This window comes from Stappia sp. TSB10P1A (assembly GCF_900185725.1).
Taxonomy (GTDB): Bacteria; Pseudomonadota; Alphaproteobacteria; order Rhizobiales; family Stappiaceae; genus Stappia.
Genome location: NZ_FYAU01000005.1, coordinates 53734 through 70919 on the forward strand (window position 1 = coordinate 53734; position 17186 = coordinate 70919).

14 protein-coding genes are annotated in these 17186 nt (G+C 65.8%); 8 read left to right on the forward strand and 6 right to left on the reverse strand.

Translation table 11 applies throughout. The features are described from left to right. The first annotated feature begins 65 nt into the window (after positions 1–65). The 6 genes from TSB10P1A_RS01005 to TSB10P1A_RS01030 all read left to right on the forward strand — a co-directional run bounded on the left by TSB10P1A_RS01005 (position 66) and on the right by TSB10P1A_RS01030 (position 8774). Entirely contained in the window at positions 66–1514 is a 1449-nt protein-coding gene (locus tag TSB10P1A_RS01005; protein WP_186386036.1) for an APC family permease, read from the forward strand. A gap of 327 nt (positions 1515–1841) precedes the next feature. Continuing rightward, on the forward strand, positions 1842–3338 hold the full coding sequence (locus TSB10P1A_RS01010) for an aldehyde dehydrogenase (RefSeq protein ID WP_186386037.1): 1497 nt from the start codon (positions 1842–1844) through the stop codon (positions 3336–3338). Positions 3339–3371: 33 nt separating this feature from the next. After that, a complete protein-coding gene (locus tag TSB10P1A_RS01015) occupies positions 3372–4898 on the forward strand; it encodes an ABC transporter substrate-binding protein (protein WP_186386038.1) in 1527 nt (508 codons plus the stop codon). Positions 4899–5084: 186 nt separating this feature from the next. Further along, positions 5085–6077 (forward strand): ABC transporter permease, encoded by a 993-nt coding sequence (locus tag TSB10P1A_RS01020; RefSeq protein WP_256376570.1) that lies wholly within the window; start codon positions 5085–5087, stop codon positions 6075–6077. Positions 6078–6080: 3 nt separating this feature from the next. Further along, positions 6081–6932 carry an ABC transporter permease gene (locus tag TSB10P1A_RS01025; RefSeq protein ID WP_186386040.1) on the forward strand — a complete coding sequence of 284 codons (852 nt, stop codon included), beginning with the start codon at positions 6081–6083 and terminating at the stop codon, positions 6930–6932. Positions 6933–6935: 3 nt separating this feature from the next. Continuing rightward, a complete protein-coding gene (locus tag TSB10P1A_RS01030) occupies positions 6936–8774 on the forward strand; it encodes an ABC transporter ATP-binding protein (RefSeq protein ID WP_186386041.1) in 1839 nt (612 codons plus the stop codon). 45 nt (positions 8775–8819) lie between these two features. Here the strand turns inward: TSB10P1A_RS01030 and TSB10P1A_RS01035 are convergent, their stop codons facing one another. From TSB10P1A_RS01035 to TSB10P1A_RS01045, 3 genes are all read right to left on the reverse strand, one after another. Beyond that, complete coding sequence (locus TSB10P1A_RS01035; RefSeq protein WP_186386042.1) at positions 8820–10112, reverse strand: FAD-binding oxidoreductase; 1293 nt, start codon at positions 10110–10112, stop codon at positions 8820–8822. A 74-nt stretch (positions 10113–10186) separates the two neighbouring features. After that, positions 10187–10609, reverse strand: coding sequence for a RidA family protein (locus TSB10P1A_RS01040; RefSeq protein ID WP_186386043.1), 423 nt, complete (start codon positions 10607–10609; stop codon positions 10187–10189). Positions 10610–10708: 99 nt separating this feature from the next. Further along, a complete protein-coding gene (locus TSB10P1A_RS01045) occupies positions 10709–11848 on the reverse strand; it encodes a tyramine oxidase subunit B (protein WP_186386044.1) in 1140 nt (379 codons plus the stop codon). A gap of 221 nt (positions 11849–12069) precedes the next feature. On the opposite strand from TSB10P1A_RS01045, the gene TSB10P1A_RS01050 reads away from it, so the two are divergent. Continuing rightward, on the forward strand, positions 12070–13131 hold the full coding sequence (locus TSB10P1A_RS01050) for an AraC family transcriptional regulator (RefSeq protein WP_186386045.1): 1062 nt from the start codon (positions 12070–12072) through the stop codon (positions 13129–13131). A gap of 84 nt (positions 13132–13215) precedes the next feature. Here the strand turns inward: TSB10P1A_RS01050 and TSB10P1A_RS01055 are convergent, their stop codons facing one another. After that, positions 13216–14709 (reverse strand): MFS transporter, encoded by a 1494-nt coding sequence (locus TSB10P1A_RS01055; protein WP_186386046.1) that lies wholly within the window; start codon positions 14707–14709, stop codon positions 13216–13218. Positions 14710–14809: 100 nt separating this feature from the next. Here TSB10P1A_RS01055 and TSB10P1A_RS01060 point away from each other — a divergent pair, with 100 nt between their 5' ends. Beyond that, a complete protein-coding gene (locus tag TSB10P1A_RS01060; protein WP_186386047.1) occupies positions 14810–15364 on the forward strand; it encodes a TetR/AcrR family transcriptional regulator in 555 nt (184 codons plus the stop codon). Positions 15365–15394: 30 nt separating this feature from the next. Here TSB10P1A_RS01060 and TSB10P1A_RS01065 read toward each other — a convergent pair whose 3' ends face one another. Beyond that, positions 15395–16678: a TRAP transporter large permease gene (locus TSB10P1A_RS01065; RefSeq protein ID WP_186386048.1), complete on the reverse strand. Its 1284-nt coding sequence runs from the start codon at positions 16676–16678 to the stop codon at positions 15395–15397. Beyond that, on the reverse strand, positions 16675–17145 hold the full coding sequence (locus TSB10P1A_RS01070) for a TRAP transporter small permease (protein ID WP_186386049.1): 471 nt from the start codon (positions 17143–17145) through the stop codon (positions 16675–16677). Before TSB10P1A_RS01070 ends, TSB10P1A_RS01065 begins: the two co-directional genes overlap by 4 nt. Positions 17146–17186 lie beyond the last annotated feature (41 nt).

Genomic DNA, 17186 nt, shown 5'->3' on the forward strand with positions numbered 1-17186 from the left:
GTATAAAGTTTGACAAATAAGAATATGTAAGATCATGTAATATAGTTGACAGAGGAGGGGAACCCATGACGTCCAAAACTGCTGCAGGTCAGGCAGAGGTGTTGGCCAGAAACTCGCTCGGACTGGCGCATATCGTCTTCTTCGTCGTTGCCGCCGCTGCACCGCTCACCGCGGTTGTGGGGGCGACTCCGGTGGCTTTCGCATTCGGCAACGGGCCCGGCGTCGCCGGCGCCTTCCTTCTTGCTGGTGTGATGTATCTGCTGTTCAGCGTTGGCTTCACGGCGATGAGCCGCCATGTGCGGGGGGCGGGAGCGTTCTACACCTACATCGTCCAAGGGTTGGGAAGGCCCGTCGGCGTCGGCGCGGCGATGATCATCCTGTTGGCCTATAACGCGGTACAGCTCGGCATCTATGCGCTTTTCGGCGTCTTTGTCGCGGCTGCGCTGGAGCCGCTCGGCATCGATCTGCCCTGGTGGGTCTACTCGATCGCCGGCATCGCCATCGTGACGGCTCTGGGACGGCGCAACATCGCCTTCAGCGGCCGCGTGCTGGGATTGTGCCTGGTTGCCGAGGTTCTGATCCTGCTGCTCCTGGGCGTGGGCATCCTGTTGCGTGGCGGCGGTCCGGAGGGGCTGAGCCTTGATGTCTTCGCGCCGTCGACGGTGTTCACGGCCGGGCTGGGAGCAACGCTCGTCTTCGTCATTGGCTCCTATATCGGCTTCGAGGCCACGGCGATCTTCGCGGAAGAGGCGAAGGAGCCGCGCCGCACGATCCCGCGCGCAACCTATGCGGCGGTCGGGCTGATCACGGTCTTCTATGCGTTCTCGACCTGGGCCATCGCGCAATATTACGGGCCTTCCCAAGTGGCGGCGGCGGCCCAGTCCGGCCTCGAGGAGTTCTATTTCACCGCCTCCGCCGACATTCTCGGGCCCTGGTCGGTGCCGACCATGAGCATCCTGCTGATCGTCAGCCTCTTTGCCTGCGTGCTGTCGTTCCACAACACGATCAGCCGTTATTTCTTTGCCCTCGGCAGGGAGGGAGTGCTCGCCTCGGCGCTGTCGCGGGTGCATCCCCTCCACCGGTCTCCTCATGTCGCGGGCCTTGCGCAGAGCGGTCTTGTCGGGTCGGTTCTGCTGATCATGGCGTTGGCGGGGCTCGACCCCTATGGGGTCATCTTCTCATGGATGTCGGTGATCACCGTGCTCGGGGTCCTGACCGTGCAGGCCCTTGTCAGCCTGGCGGTGATCCAGTTCTTCCGCACTCTGCCGGCGGGCGAGCGTCCGGGGGCGTTCGCCGCGCTCTTCGCCCCCGCCCTCAGCGTCCTGTGCCTGGGTGGCGCGGTGGGTCTGGTGATCAGCAACATCGAGTTCCTGTCGGGCACGGAAAGCCCCATCGTGCAGACGTTCCCCGTTCTCATAGCCGTGGTCGGCATCGGTGGCGCCCTCTTTGCCAACTGGCTCAGGAGCAACCGTCCCGTGCTCTATGCGAGATTGGGCAGGGCGCTCGAGCAGTAGTCCGGCAGGATCCTCCGCGTTCCCGCGGAGCGGCGCGGTCCACGGCCCTTCTCCCCTAGCCGGGCGTGGGCCTCCTCCCTGACGGCAGCCCGGCGTGACCCCTCACGCCGGGCTGTTCTTTTTGCCAATGGCGCTTGGCCGAAACGGCATAGTTCACGGTCGAAACCGAAATGGACCCGCCGTTGGGCGATGACCTAGTCTTCCTCGATAACAGGAAGGGGAACGAAGAGTGTCTGTGATTGCCTTGCCGGATGCGGCAGCCCTCGCCGAATGTCCGCCGATCCTGCGCGTTTCGCCGTGCGGCGACCTGTCCGGGAGCGCTGCTCGATGACTGCCGCCGCGCGCGCCGAGGGGCTCTTGGCGAAGATCCCTTGCGGGAAACTGTTCATCGGCGGACAGTGGCGCGAAGCCGGCGACCGGACACAGCTCCCCGTCATCGATCCGGCCAGCGAACGTGTCATCGCCCATATTCCGGCGGCCACCGCGCAGGACGTCGATGAGGCCGTCGAGGCCGCCCATGCCGTCTTCACCGATCGCAGATGGCGGCACATGCGACCGCTCGACAGAGGACGGCTGCTCGAGCGCCTTGCCATGCTGATCGAACGAGAGGCCGACGAACTCGCTGCCCTGGAGACGCTCGACAATGGCAAGCCGCTCTGGATCTCGCGCAACATTGACATGCGCTTTGCCGTCGACGCGCTTCGCTACTATGCGGGCTGGGCGTCGAAGATCACCGGCGAGGTCATCACGCCGTCGCCGTTGGTCGACGACGGCGGCATCTATCGCACCTATACCGAGCGCGTGCCGGTCGGCGTGGTGGCCGGGATCACGCCCTGGAACTTTCCGCTCGGCCAGGCCATCCAGAAGCTGGCCCCCGCGATCGCCTTCGGCTGCACGGTGGTGCTCAAGCCTTCGGAAATGACCTCGCTGACAAGCCTCCGCCTCGCACAGCTTATCGAGGAGGCGGAGTTTCCGGCCGGCTCGGTGAGCATCGTCACGGGCTTCGGTCACGAAGCGGGCGCCGCCCTGGTGCGTCATCCGAGGGTCCGCAAGATCGCCTTCACGGGGTCGACCACAACTGGTCAGGCCATTCTTCTGGAGGCGACACGCAGCCTCAAGCGGGTCACCCTGGAGCTTGGTGGCAAGTCGCCGACGATCGTCCTCGCCGACGCCGACCTTGAGGGCGCGATCGAGGGCGCGGCGAATGCGATCTTCGCCAATTCCGGCCAGGTCTGTACGGCCGGGTCCCGGCTGCTGATTGCGGCACCGGTGTTCGAAGAGGTGGTGAAAGGGGTGGCGGAGCGCGCCGGGCGGCTCCGGCTCGGCAGCGGGTTCGATGCCTCGACGGACCTCGGGCCGCTCGTCTCGGCAGCCCAATGCGAGAAGGTCTCGGCCATCGTTTCAGCCGCGATCGACGGCGGTGCCGAGGTCAGGGCCGGCGGTCACTGCCCTGCGGGCGCCGGCTATTTCTTTCGCCCGACCGTCCTGACCCGGCCGGATCCGGCTTGTGCAGCGGCGACCGAGGAGATTTTCGGGCCGGTCGTCGTCGCCATGCCGTTCTCCGACCGCGGCGAGGCCGTTGCTCTTGCCAATGCCACGCCATTCGGCCTCGGAGCATCGATCTGGACGCGCGACCTCGACGCCGCGCATCTGCTGGCCGAGGATATCGAAGCCGGCACGGTCTGGCTCAACACGCATAACGTGCTGGATGTCGCGGTTCCTTTTGGCGGCATGAAGATGTCGGGCCTCGGCCGGGAGTTCGGCAGCGAAGTCGTGCACGCCTACACCGAAGTCAAATCCGTATCGATGCGATTGCGGCCCTGACCGCCGGACACTGCCAGCCAGAGGAGAGCGACAATGAAGGACATCGACAGACGCTTGTTCATGAAACTGGCCGGGGTTGCCGGCGGCGCGTTGCTCGTGCGACCGGATTTCGCGCTTGCCGGCGACATCGATACGGTCTCCATCGCCTGGATGACCGATCCGGTGACCTGGGACCCGAACCAGCGGCTGGCGCCAGATCCGCAGACCGTTCTCAAGATGCTGTTCGACCAGCCGCTGAACCAGACGGCCGACCTTGAACTGGTACCCAACGTGGTCACGCAGTGGAAGCTTGCGGACGATGCGCGCAGCCTTCATGTCGTGCTTCGGGACGACGTCACCTTCTCGGACGGGACCCCGCTGACGGCCGAGGACTTCCGCTTCACCTTCTTCGAGCGCCTTCAGCGCGGCGACGGGATCGACCTTATTGTCGGCTTCGGTGTCGTGTCGGACATCGAAGTGGTCTCGCCGGTGGAGGCCATCATGCGGTTCAAGGATCCGTTTCCGACGGCGCCGCAATGGCTCGGTTTCAGCGCGAGCTACATCGTCTCCAAGGCATATGCCGAAAAGGTGGGGGTCGAGGGCATGCAGACGGCACCGATGGGATCGGGGCCCTATGTGCTCAAGGAATATCGGCGCGACAGCCGCATCGTGTTTGTCCGTCGGGATGATTACTGGGGAGACCTGCCCTCGGTCCGGCAGATCACCTTCGAGATCATCCCCGATCCCACCGCGCGCCTGGCGGCGCTGGAGTCCGGGACGGTCGACATGGCGCTGGAACTGTCGATCCGCGATGTGAAGCGGCTGCAGCAGGGCACCGCGTTCAACGCCATCGCGAACCCGATCGCGCGGATCATCTATGTCACCGTGCGGGCGGACGGCGCCTTCGCCGACCACAATGTCCGTCTGGCGGCGCATAAGGCGATCGACAAGGCGACGCTCAGCCGGGCCTTCTTCGGCGGCGACGCCGTGACCATCGACGTTCCGACGATCCCCGGCATGCCGGGCAACCCACAGGACTTCGCCTTCGCCTACGATCCGGAAGGGGCGGTGGAACTGCTGGCGACCTCCGGTCATGGCCCCGACAAGCCGGTCAAGCTCGGGTTTGCGACGACGAACGGCCAGTTTCCGGGCGACTACGATCTGGCTCGCGCCATCGTGACGATGTGGAGGAAGGTCGGTATCGAGGCCAGCCTGACCGTGATCACCGAGGCGCAATGGTACGAGCTCAACGCCACCGGCAAACTGCCCGACGCCTCGCTGTTCGTCTGGGAAAACGGGACCGGTGATCCGGAGCTGTTCGCCGGCCATATGTTCAATCAGGATCTGCCCTTCTCCACCTATCGGACCGAGGAGGTGACGGCCCGGGTCCAACCCCTGTTCTCGGAGCCGGACTACGAGACGCGCATCCGGGGCTATGAGGACCTGAACGCGTATCTGGTCGAGGAAGGAGCCATCATCCCGCTTCTTCAGGCCATTCAGACCATCGGCTTCCGGAAGGGCCTCAACTTCAAGCCATGGTCGAACGGCCTGGTGTTGCCGGGGGCCATCACGCCGGCCTAGGTCGCCATGCGTTTATCAAGACGCACAAAAGGCCATCCGGCTGTTTGACTCTCCGTATCGTGCTTTCCGAAAACCGAGTTCGGTTTTCGGGCCGATGCTGTGGCAGCTTCAGAGGGATCCGCGCAGGGAACGGTCCCGCGCATCACGCCGGAGGGGGGCGTCGAGGTGTTCAGGGCACTGCTATGGGTGGTCGCAAGGCGGTTGGCGGCGATCATGCCGGTATTCGCCGTCGTTTCGATGCTCGTCTTCCTGGCGCTCAGGGTGCTGCCGGTGGATCCGGCGCAGATGTCGCTGCCGCCATCGGCGACGATCGAACAGGTCGAGGCCAAGCGGATCGAGATGGGTCTGACCAAACCGGTCTGGGAGCAATACGCGGTCTGGCTCGGCAGCGCGGTACGCGGCGATTTCGGCGAGTCCGCCCAATATCGCATGCCGACCTCGACGCTCGTTCTCCAGCGCCTTCCGGCCACCATCGAGCTTGCGACATGTGCTCTGGCCTTCGCCATCGTCTTCGGCGTTGCCATGGGGCTGCTGATCTTCGCCGCGCGCGGGACGGTTCTTGCATCGGCCGGCATGGTCGTCACCTCGGTGATCATGGCCCTGCCGGACTTCCTGCTGGCACTGTTGTTCATCCTGTTGCTGGGCGTGTTGATGCCGCTGTTCCCGGTGAACGGCAGGCTCGCTCCGGGACTGTCGGTTCCCGACCTCACCGGCTTCCTGCTCGTCGACACTCTGGCCGCGGGGGAGCCGCGGCTGTTCCTCAACGCCCTGTCCCACATGGCGCTCCCCGTGCTGGCGCTGGGGCTGGCCTTTTCGCCGGCCATCATCCGCGTCCTGCATTCCAGCCTCGTCGCCACCTATCAGCAGAGCTACATCCGGCAGGCGCGGCTACGCGGACTCAGCGACCGCAGCATCCTGTTCGGGCAGGCGCTGAAGAATGCCATCCTGCCGGTCGTCGTGCTGGTCGGCACGCAGTTCGGCGGCCTGTTTGGCGGCACGTTGCTGGTCGAACTGATCTTCTCCTATCCCGGCCTCGGCAACCTGATGCTGAGAGCCATGCAGACGGTCGACCTCAACGTCATCATGGCGGTTGCCCTCATCTATTGCGCGACCACCCTGATCTTCAATTCGCTTGCCGATGCCGGCGTCTATCTCCTCAATCCCAGGCTGAGAAGCTGAGCGATGCATGGTTTCGCCCGATATGCGGACATCCGGCTGATCCTGAGCGGAGGGGCGGTCTCGGCCATCCTTCTGATGGCGCTGCTTGCGCCATGGATCGCACCCCATGAGCCGAACGACCAGGATCTGCTGAGCATCCTGATGCCGCCGGTTTTCGCCGGCGGGTCGGCGGAGCATCTGCTGGGGACCGACAGCCTCGGCCGCGATATCCTGTCGCGACTGATCCATGGCGCGCGCACCGCCATGACCGTCGCGATCTTCGCGTCCTGCGGCGCCATGCTCCTTGGCAGTGTCCTTGCCTGCATCGCAGGCTATTTCGGCGGCAGGATCGACTGGGCAATCTCGCGGATGGTCGAGATCTGGTTGTCCTTCCCGCCGGTCGTTCTGTCGATGCTGCTGATCGTCGGGCTCGGCATCGGCACGGACAAGGTCATCCTCGCGATCATCCTCGTCGACTGGACCCGCTTCTGCCGGGTCCTGCGCACCGAAGTTCAGGTGACGCGGCGACAGGACTATGTCGCCTATGCGCGCCTTGCCGGCTTCTCCCACGGACGCATCATCCTCCGGGAAGTGCTGCCCGGCGTGCTGCCGATGATCGTCACGCTGTTCAGCCTGCAGATGGGGATCTCGGTCGTCGTGGAAGCGATCCTGTCCTTCGTCAGCATGGGCGTTCCCGCCGACGTGCCCGCCTGGGGTCAGATGATCGCGGATGCACGCATCGATATCTACTCGGCGCCCTGGGGGCTCGCTTTGCCGATCCTGATGATCTTCGTCACGGTCCTGAGCTTCAACGCGCTGGGCGACAGCCTCAATCGTGTCCTTGATCCCCGCTCCTCAGCCAGACGGCCGGTTTAAGTGATGAAACAGCAGAATGTGCTTGAGATCAGCGGGCTCGACGTCTCGCTTCCCACCGGCGATCGGATCCTGAGCGGGGTCGACCTGGCGATCGGCGGGGGCAGGATCCTTGGTGTTATCGGCGAGTCCGGAGCGGGCAAGTCGATGATCGGCGCCTGCATTGCCGACACGCTGCCGGACGCACTCGCTGTGTCCGCCGGATCGATCGAGTTCGACGGCCTTCCGCTGGGCAGCATGACGCGGGCGACGCGGCGCGACCTGCTGGGACGCGACATCGGGTTCATTCCCCAGGAGCCCATGACGGCGCTCAATCCCGCTCTGACGATCGGGCAGCAGTTCGGCAGTCATCTTGCCCGGATCGGCTTCAGATGGCCGAAGGAGCGCAAGGAGCGGACCATCCAGCTTCTGGAGGACGTACATCTTCCCCGGTCGAGGGAGTTGCTTTCGCACTACCCGCACCAGCTCTCCGGCGGCATGCTGCAACGTGTCCTCATCGCCATGGCATTCGCGTCCAATCCGAAGCTGGTCGTGGCCGACGAGCCGACGACCGCGCTCGATGTCACGATCCAGGCGCGGGTGGCCGAGCTCATCGCGAGAATGGTCGAGACCCATGGGGCCTCGGTTCTCTTCATAACCCACGATCTGTGTTTGGCGGCCGATCTTTGCGACGAGGTCGCGGTGCTTTACGCCGGCCGTATCGTGGAAAGCGGTGCGGCGGAAACCATCATCGGCAGTCCTGCGCACCCCTATTCGCGCTGCCTCAGTCTCGCAACCCCCACCCTCTCGGGGCCGCCGAGGCCGTTGCTGACCCTGCCGGGAACCATGCCGAGCGCGTTGGAGCGAAGCGTCATGGCGGGCTGCGAACTCGCCCCGCGCTGCCCGGTCGCCGAGATGAGATGCCACACGGACAAGCCGTTGCTTGCCAGCACCACCACCGGCCATCGCAGCGCCTGTCACTTTCCCGAGCGCGTCTCCGCCATCCAGGCTCCGGCCGAAGAGCCTCAGGCCGCGGCACGGGAGCCCGGGCCCGACGTCGTACTGCGTGCCGAAGGATTGGCGAAAACCTATATTGCGCGCGACTGGATTGGGCGCATGCGCCGGGTCGAGGCGCTTCGGGGCCTCGACTTCGAGGTGCGCGAAGGCGAGTTCGTCGGCGTGGTCGGGGAGAGTGGATCGGGCAAGAGCACGCTGACCAAGCTGATCCTCGGTCTCGAGGACGTGACGACCGGGCGGCTCGATGCGGCCGGGTTTGCAGGATCGGACCGCTCTGCCGCCACCTTGCGGGCGCTGCGCGCCCAGGTGCAGCTCGTGTTCCAGGACCCGCAGTCGGCGCTCAATCCGCGGCGCAGCATCGGCAGCCTTGTCACGCAAAGCCTCGAGGTGCGCGCGGAGCGGCCGTCGCGGGCGGCCCGCAGCGCCATCGCCAGGGACCTGCTCGCCAAGGTGCTGTTGCCGCCGGACGTCATCGATCGCTTTCCCGACCAGCTTTCCGGTGGCCAGAAGCAGCGGGTCAATATCGCCCGAGCGCTGTGTTCCAACCCGCGGCTGCTGGTCGCCGACGAGATCGTGTCCGGCCTCGATGTGTCGGTTCAGGCGCAGATCCTCGAACTGCTGAAGGCGCTTCGCGAAGAGGCCGCGATTTCGTTGCTGCTGATTTCCCACGACCTTGCGGTCGTTCGGCACATCTGTGACCGGACGGTGGTGATGTTCAGGGGAGAGATCGTCGAGCAGGGGCCGGTCGAGGAGGTGTTCGGCAACCCAAGGCACGACTATACCCGTGCGCTTGTCGCCGCCGCGCAAGGGGGGACCTCCCTGCGCAAGACCATGTCCCAAAGCCAGTGAAGGCTGGTCGCGAGTGGCTTTCCGCGGCTCCGGCCCGATCCGCGCTCAGAACCGGTCGAACCGATAGGGGTCTGGGTCGACGATCGGCGATGCGCCGGTGACGAGGTCGGCGGCAAGCTGGCCGGCTGCCGGAGATGTGCCGAAGCCGTGGCCGGAGAAGCCGGAGGCTATGGTCAGGCCGGGAAGGGCGGCGACCGGCGAGATCACCGGCAGCGAGTCCGGAGTGACATCGATCATGCCGGCCCAGGCTTGGCGGATGACGACATCCTTGAAGACCGGCCAGGCCAGCGCAAGGTTGCGCAGCGCCTCGGCATTGAGCGCGTCGTTCACGGGCGGATCGAGTGTTCGCACCAACTCGAAGGGCGAGGCCCGGTCGCCACTCCAGCGGCGGGCGAGCGACAGATCGCGCAGCAGGTCTCGGCCGAACGATATCCGCACATTCTTCCATTGCGCTCGCAAGGTCGACAGGTAGCGATGGCCGATCAGCAGGTGGTCGAGCATCAGCGGGGCGACCAGCGCGCCGCGCTGGGTGATCGTGTAGCCGCCGTCATGGCGCTTGCGGAACGAGAAGTCCGGGGCGCCGACGGCGATCTCCGTCGGCCCGTCCATGGGGGCTGTGCGCGCGACCGAGGCGACCAGCGGCAGAGCCGGCAGCGACAGGCCGAGGTTGCCGAGAAAACGGCGCGACCACACCCCGCCCGCCAGCAGCACCTGGTCGCAGCCGATCTCTCCCCGTTCCGTGATGACGCCGCATACCCGCCCGGCCGCTGTGGAAAGCGTGCGCACGGCGCAGTCTTCGACGATGACGGCGCCCTTTGTCAGGGCCGCGCGGGCGACCGCGCTGGAGGCGAGCGTGGGTTCGGCGCGCCCGTCGGAGGGGGTATGAATGCCGCTGACCCAGCGACCCGCGCCACCGGGGACAAGCCGATCGATCTCCGCCGGGGCGAGCAGGCGGGAATCGAGGTCGAGGTCCCGGACTGACGCCAGCCAGTTGCGGTGCCCCGCCATTTCGGCTTCGGTTCGGGCGAGATACATGATGCCAGCCCGCCGGTAGCCGATATCGGCGCCGAGCCGCTCGGGCATCGTCGCCCAAAGCCGGTCCGATTCGAGAGAGAGCGGGATGTCGGCCCTGTCGCGGCCCATCTTCCGGATCCAGCCGAGGTTTCGCGAGGATTGCTCCCCGGCGATGCGGCCCTTTTCCAGCACCGTCACCGGCACCCCGCGCTCGGCGAGCGTCAAGGCGGCGGTCAGGCCGACAATGCCGCCGCCGATGATGGCGACGGTCGTTGCGGCAGGGAGTTCGGCAGAGGTGTGGACGGGGAGGATGACGGGAGCCACGGCTCTTTTCCTTGGTTTCGGGGCGCCGGGTCAGCGCGGGCAGGACGCGGTGCGGCAGCGGTCGGCAAGCCGGCTCACAGCGAGATCTTCATCATCCTGGCGTTGGCGGTGGCTGCGCCGCGATAGGCCGTTACCTCGATCTCGACCCGATATTCGGGCGCGCCGAGTGCCGGGCAGGTCATGGTGAGGGTCGGATCGATCCCGCGCATCTTCTCGCCATAGGCGGTCATGACGGTTTCGACATCCTGTGGAAACTGGACGAAGACGCGCGCCGCCACGACGTCGGCAAGGCTTGCGTCGACCGCCGCAAGGGCCGTCTCGATATTGGCCAGAACCTGGAGCGTCTGCGCGGTGAGGTCCTCCGGGATCGTCTTGGTGCGGGGATTGCGGCCGGCAGTGTTGGAAACGAAGATCAGATTGTCGACGGCAACGAGGCGCGAATAGCTGCCGTGTTCCTCGAACTTCGAGCCGGTTTTGACTTTGACGATGTCTGGCATGACGGGATCCCGGTGAGGGTGACGATGACGGCCAGTCCACGGGCCGGCGGGGAAGGGAGGCGGTGAAAGGGCAGCGCCGCGGGTTGCGACGGCGAGGGGTCAGCGCAGGGCCGGCTCGTCCCACAGGGTAAGCCGGGTGCCGATGCCCAGTTCCAGCGCCTTGCGGTAGACGACGGTGCCCCAGGCGACGTCCTCGACCGGCATGCCGCCGACCGACATGATGATGATCTCGTCGTCATCGCGCCGGCCGGGCGCCTCGCCGGCGACGATCTCGCCGAGGTCCTCGAGCTGGTCGCGGTCGATCCTGCCTTCGGCGGCAAGGTCGAGGAAGCGGATGCCGACCGCCGGGACCGAGGCATGGACGGGTTTCGGGTTTTCCTCGTACCAGGCGTCGTATAGGCCGGTATTGTCGAGGACCTTGCGGATCTCCGGGGCTTCCATGCCGGCATCGATGTTGCACAGTGCCGGCATGGACAGGAACGTGCCGGGGCGCACCCATTCGCGCCGCACCGTCGGATAGGTGGAGGGGTCGCCGGTGGCCCCCGAGCCGCAGAAGGTGACGATGTCGCAGTCCCGCACGACGTCTTCGATCTCGTCCACCACCTCGACATTGGCGATCTGGGGATAGGTTTTGTCCAGCCAGGCGAGGAAGGCCTCGAGATTGGCGCGGCCGCGGCCCTTGATCTTGACGGTGTCGATGCCGGGACAGACCGCCATGAAGGCCGACAAAGAAGTCTTTCCCATGACGCCGGGGCCGAGGAGCCCGACCACCCGGGACTCGGGGCGGGCCAGATGGCGGGCGCCGACGCCGGGAACGGCGCCGGTCCGATAGGCCGACAGAAGATTGGCGGACATGAAGGCGAGCGGCGCCCCCGTGTCCGGATCATTGAGCACGAAGGTCAGGATCGAGCGCGGCAATCCCCTCGCCCTGTTCTCGATGTTCGAGCCGTACCACTTCATGCCGGTGGTCCGGAACCGTCCGCCCAGATAGGCGGGCATGGCCATGAACCGGCGGTCGGCGGTCGCCTTGGGCATGTCCGGAAAGGGAGATGTCTCGGGAAACAGCACGATCGCGCCATGCGAGTTGTTGTTCGCGCCCGCCATGCGATAGTCGCCATGGTGAAGCAGGCGGAACATCTCCTCCATCGTGTCGACGCAGGCGGCCATGTCGGTGACGCCGGCGCGGATCATGTCGGGCTCGGACAGGTAAATGAAGTCAATCCTGGGGGAGGCGGTCATTTTGCTCGGCATCTTTCGTGACGGGTGAGCGAAAGGTGCCGCTGGTCCCGTCCAAGGTAAATTGCCGGGACGGTTGAAGCCTTTGCAAAACCGGCCAAGGCCGGGATCCGGGCCGGCCCTTGCGCCGTGCCGTCCGATCGGCGCTGAAGGGGCGATCGTTATTTTACAAAAACAGTCGAGTTTGCTAAAAAGAAAGACAATCCAGATCCGGGACTATCCCTATGGTTGACGTTTCTCCTCATCGCCCCACTTCGGCCAAGGATGAGAATGCGACGATCCGTTCTCTGTTTCTGGCAGCGCTGTTCAACGCCCTGCCCGACAGGACGGACGAACTCGGCCCTTTGCTCGACGCACATGGCGTCTTCGGATCGCAGGTCACTCACCCCTACCAGCAACTGCCGCTGCATCGTTATGTGTCGCTGCTCGAAAGCGCGGCGGCGACGTTCTCGCAGCCCTTTCTGGGGCTGGAGATGGGGGCTCGCTTCGGCCTGACGGAGTTGGGGCCGTTTCACGCCCTGCTCAGTGCCTCGCGGGATCTGCGTGATGCGCTGGCCACCTTTGCCCGGTTCCAGAGCCGCTGGCAGACACAGACGCTGCTGTCGGTGGACCGGTGGGCGGATGCGACGAGTTACGGCTACCGCATCGACAATCCGGCCATCTGGCCGCGCCGTCAGGACGCCGAGTTCACCATCGCGGGTCTGATGACGCTGGTGAAGCAACTCACGACGGCGACCTGGTCGCCGGTGGAAGTGCATTTCGAACATTCAGTGGCGAGCCGGGAGAAGCAGCTTCAAGCCTTCTTCCGGGCGCCGGTTCTGGGCAACCAGCCGTCCAATGGGCTCGTCATCCTCGACGAGGATCTGGACCGGCCGTTTCCCCGATCTGCGCGTTCTGCCGATGACGGGCTGAAGAGCATTCTGGAAACCCATCTGCTCGACCTGATCCGCCCAGAGGCAGCCGCGAGCAAGAGCGTCGCCCAGCGGGCGAAGGAGATCATCGCGCGGCGTCTTGGGCAGGCCTCGGTCGACTGCGACGTGATCGCCGCCGATCTCAACATGTCGGTGCGCTCCCTGCGCCGCCGGCTGGTGGAGGAGGGCACGTCGTTCCGGCGCGTGTTGCAGGAAACGCGGCAGGCGAGGGCCGAGGCGCTGCTGGAGGACAGCGGGATGCCGCTCGCTGCCGCGGCGCAGGTGCTCGGTTATGCGGACACGGCGACGTTCTCGCGAGCCTTCAAGCAGTGGACGGGGGCGGCGCCGCGGCGCTACGGCAAGAAGGCGCCGTGAGGCGGGCGTGCCGTCCAGGGTTCCGGACCGGGCCTTCGCTTCCGGCACCTGGAATACGCCCGCACCCCGCTCCCGTCCCCGCGCTCAGGCCCGTCCGGTTCTGGCGCCATGCCGTGCGACCATCGCGATTGCAATGGAAACGGCAAACATCAGCGCCATTGCGGCTCCCATTACGGCAAGGAAGGCGCTGTCGAAAGCCGCATGCGCCCGGCTGACGAGCAGGGTGGCGAGACCTTCCGGCAGCGCTTGCGCCGCGAGCAGCGCCCCGTCGATACCGTTCTGTGCCAGATCCGGAACGGCAACGCTGGCCGGCAGGCGGAACGAGGCCGCATAGACCGCCGACATCAGGCTGCCGAGAATGGCAATGCCGAAGGCGCCGCCAAGTTCGTAGGACACTTCCTCGACCGAGGCGACCATGCCCGCCCTGTCGGGGGGCGCGCTGAGCAGCATGGCGCTGGAGGCGGCGGTCATCGCTGCGCCGATGCCCAGGCCGATCATGATGAAGGCACCGATCCGGATCGAGAGCCCGGACTGGTAGCCGACGAGATAGGCGAGAACGCCGGCCGCCGCGAGGGCGAGGGACGACCACAGAACGCGTTCGGTGCCCACGCGCGGCAGCACCAGCCCGGCCAGCGGCCCGGCGACGAAGGCTGCGAGCGGGATCGGCAGGATGGCAAGTCCCGCCTGCAGGGGCGACAGGCCGACCACCAGTTGCAGCCGCTGGCTGACGACCAGCTCCGTCCCCATGAGCGCCGCCGAGGCGACGAAGGCGGCGGCGACGGCCGAGGCAAAGGTGCGGTTGCGAAACAGGGCAAAGTCGAGCATCGGCGTGCTGGAGGAGCCCTGACGGCGCACGAAGGCGACCGCGAACACCAGCCCGACAGCCACGGCGAGGATGGCCGTCGCAGGGGACGGCTCCGCCTTGCCGGCCTCCTTGATGGCGAGGGTCAACCCAACCAGGGCGATCATGATCTGGGCCGAGGCCAGAAGGTCGAACGGACGGTTCGGATTGCCGCGACTTGCCGGAAGCGCAACAAGGGCGAGTCCCAGCGCAAGCAGGACGATCGGCACGTTGATGAGAAACACCGAGCCCCACCAGAAATATTCCAGCAGCAGTCCGCCGACCACCGGCCCCAGGGCCGCGCCGCCCGAGGCAATGGCGGCCCAGACGCCGATGGCGACGGACCGCTCTTGCGGATCCTCGAAGGTGTGGCGGATGATGGCGAGCGTTGCCGGCATCATCATGGCGGCGCCGATGGCGAGGGCGACGCGCGCCGCGATCAGCATCGTCGGGGTGGAGGAAAACGCGGCGGCCAGGGAGGCGCTGCCGAACACGACGAGGCCCGTGACGAACAGTCTCTTGTAGCCGAACCGATCCCCCAGCGCGCCCATGCCGGGCAGCAGCCCCGCGACGGTCAGCGCGTAGGCGTTGACGATCCACAGCTTCTCGCTCGGCGATGCGTGCAGATCGTGGGTGAGGCTCGGCAGGGCGAGATAGAGCACCGTCATGTCGATGACGATGAGCAGAAGGGCACTGGACAGCACGCCAAGGACCAGCCAGCGGAGATGCGATTGCATGGAATTCACCATCGGGGTTTGCGCCCGGTCTTTCCAAGCGGCTGGACCGGGATCAGACGTCCTTATATAAATACATACGTATTGAATGAAAAGGGGTGACATGGGCCGAAAGAAGACAATCGACCGCGAGGCGCTGCTGGATGTGGCGGAGGAGATCGTGACGACGAAGGGCGCCGCGGCTTTGACCATTGATGCCGTCGCCAAGGCAGCCGGCATTACCAAGGGCGGTGTCCAGTACAGTTTCGGCACGAAGGACGCCCTGATCGACGCGATGCTGGACCGCTGGGCGAAGAGCTACGCCGAGGAGTTCGCCAGGATCGCCGGCTCAGATCCCGACGCGCTGACGGCGATGCGCGCCCATGTCGAGGCGACGCGGCGCTCCGATGCGGCGTCCAATGCCAAGGCGGCCAGCCTTCTGGCGGCGTTGCAGCAGACGCCGGAGCACCTTGCCTCGACCCGCCGCTGGTATCGCGAGCGGCTCGCCATGCTCGATCCCGCGACCGGTGAGGGCCGGCGCGCCAGGCTGGCCTTCCTCGCCACGGAAGGGGCGTTCGCATTGCGGTTCTTCGGCCTGATGGACATGGACGAGGGCGAGTGGGAGGACGTCATGAAGGACATTGCGGAAAGCCTCGGCCCCCAAGGCGAGCGGTCATAGGCCCGCAGTCGCCCGTTGCGCTTGCGCAGCTCATCTGAAGGCGGAGGTCAGGACAGGCGCCAGGATGGTGCACAGCGTGACGAAGAATGCGATCCCGAGAAAGGGCAGGATTTCACGTACCAGGGCACCGAGCTTCACATTCGCCGCGGCTGAGGCGATGAACAGTCCGGCCCCGACGGGAGGGGTCAACAGGCCGATCGACAAGGTGAGACACACCATGACGCCGAACTGGATCGGGTCGATGCCATAGACGGTGACCGCGATGGGCAACAGGATGGGCACCAGGACGATCAGCGCCGCCACACCGTCGAGGAAGAAGCCGATGATCGTCAGGAACAGGAACGTCAGCAACAGGAAGGCGATCGGATCCGAGGTGATCCCCTGAAGCAGCAGCGCGATGGTCTGCGGCACCATGTTGAAGGTCAGGACCCATCCAAACACCTTGGCGGCGGCGACCAGGAACAGCACCATGGCGGTGTTCCCGGCCGTTCGCACCAGGGCTTGCCGGAGGCTCGCGAAGGTCAGCTTGCGAAAGTAGAGCGAGCCGACCAGCAGCGTGAAGACCACCGCGATGGCGGCGGATTCCGTCGGCGTGAACACGCCGAAGGCGATGCCCCCGACGATGATGCCGGGAATCGAGAGGGTAACGAGCAGATCGAGGACGACGCGCCCGCGAGCGGGCTCCCCGGCTTGGTTCCCGATGGCCGTATCCGGCCTGGCCGGACTGCCACCGTCCCGGCGCGGCACGCGGATCGAGATCCACAGGCACAGCAGGAAGAACATCAGCAGGCCTGGCAGGATTCCGGCCATGAACATGTCGGCGACGGAAACCTGGGCCACCACGCCATAGATGATGAAGATCATCGAGGGGGGAATGAGAGGGGCGATCAGACCGGCCGAGGCCGTCAAGGCGGCGGCGAAACCGCGCTTGTATCCGTCATCCTCCATCGCCGGCACCATCACGCGGCTCATCACCGCGATCTGCGCCGTCGCCGAGCCCATGATCGAAGCGAGCATCAGGTTGGCGATGAGCGAGACATAGGCCAGGGAGTTGGGCAGTCGCCGCAGCGATGTCCGGGCGGCGGAAATCAGGCGCTGCGTCAGCCCGCCCTCGTTCATCACCTCTCCCAGCAGGATGAACAGCGGAATGGCGAGCAGGTCGAAGATCTCCAGCGAGGAGAACAGCACCTGGGGCAGGGCGTTCAGCAACCGCCAATTGCCTTCGGCGGCCATGAAGATGAACGCCGAGCCGATCAGCACGAAGGCGATCGGCAGTCCGATCAGCAGGAACAGGGCAAAGGAAATCGCGGTCATCTGGCGGTGCCCCTGGCGGTGTCGAGGACGAGAATCTCGACGATGTGGGACAGGGTGTGCAGCAGCGAGAGCCCGCAGAACAGCGGGATGATGGCGAGGAACGGCCGTTTCGGCATGTTCAGCGTCAGGGCCTGCTCGAAGGCGACAGCCGGTCCGTTGAACCATTTCCAGGCCGCGTAGAGCATCCCGGCCAGCATGGCGAAGACCAGGATCTCCACGACGAGGCGGATCGCGCGGACAAGTCGCGGCGGCAGCGCGTCGACCAGCGACACCCGGACCAGGTCGCCCCGGCCGATCGACGCCGCAGCCGCCAGAAAAGCCATCCAGATGAGGATGTAGACCGCCAGTTCCTCGGCGAAGAACAGCGGCGCGTTCAGGACATACCGTCCGAACACGTTGACCGACAGGATGAGCGTGAACGCCACGATCAGGACGCAGGCCGCGAAGGTTTCCACGGACTGCAGCAAAAGGCTTGTTCTTCGGAGCGTGATGGCGAAGCGATGCATCT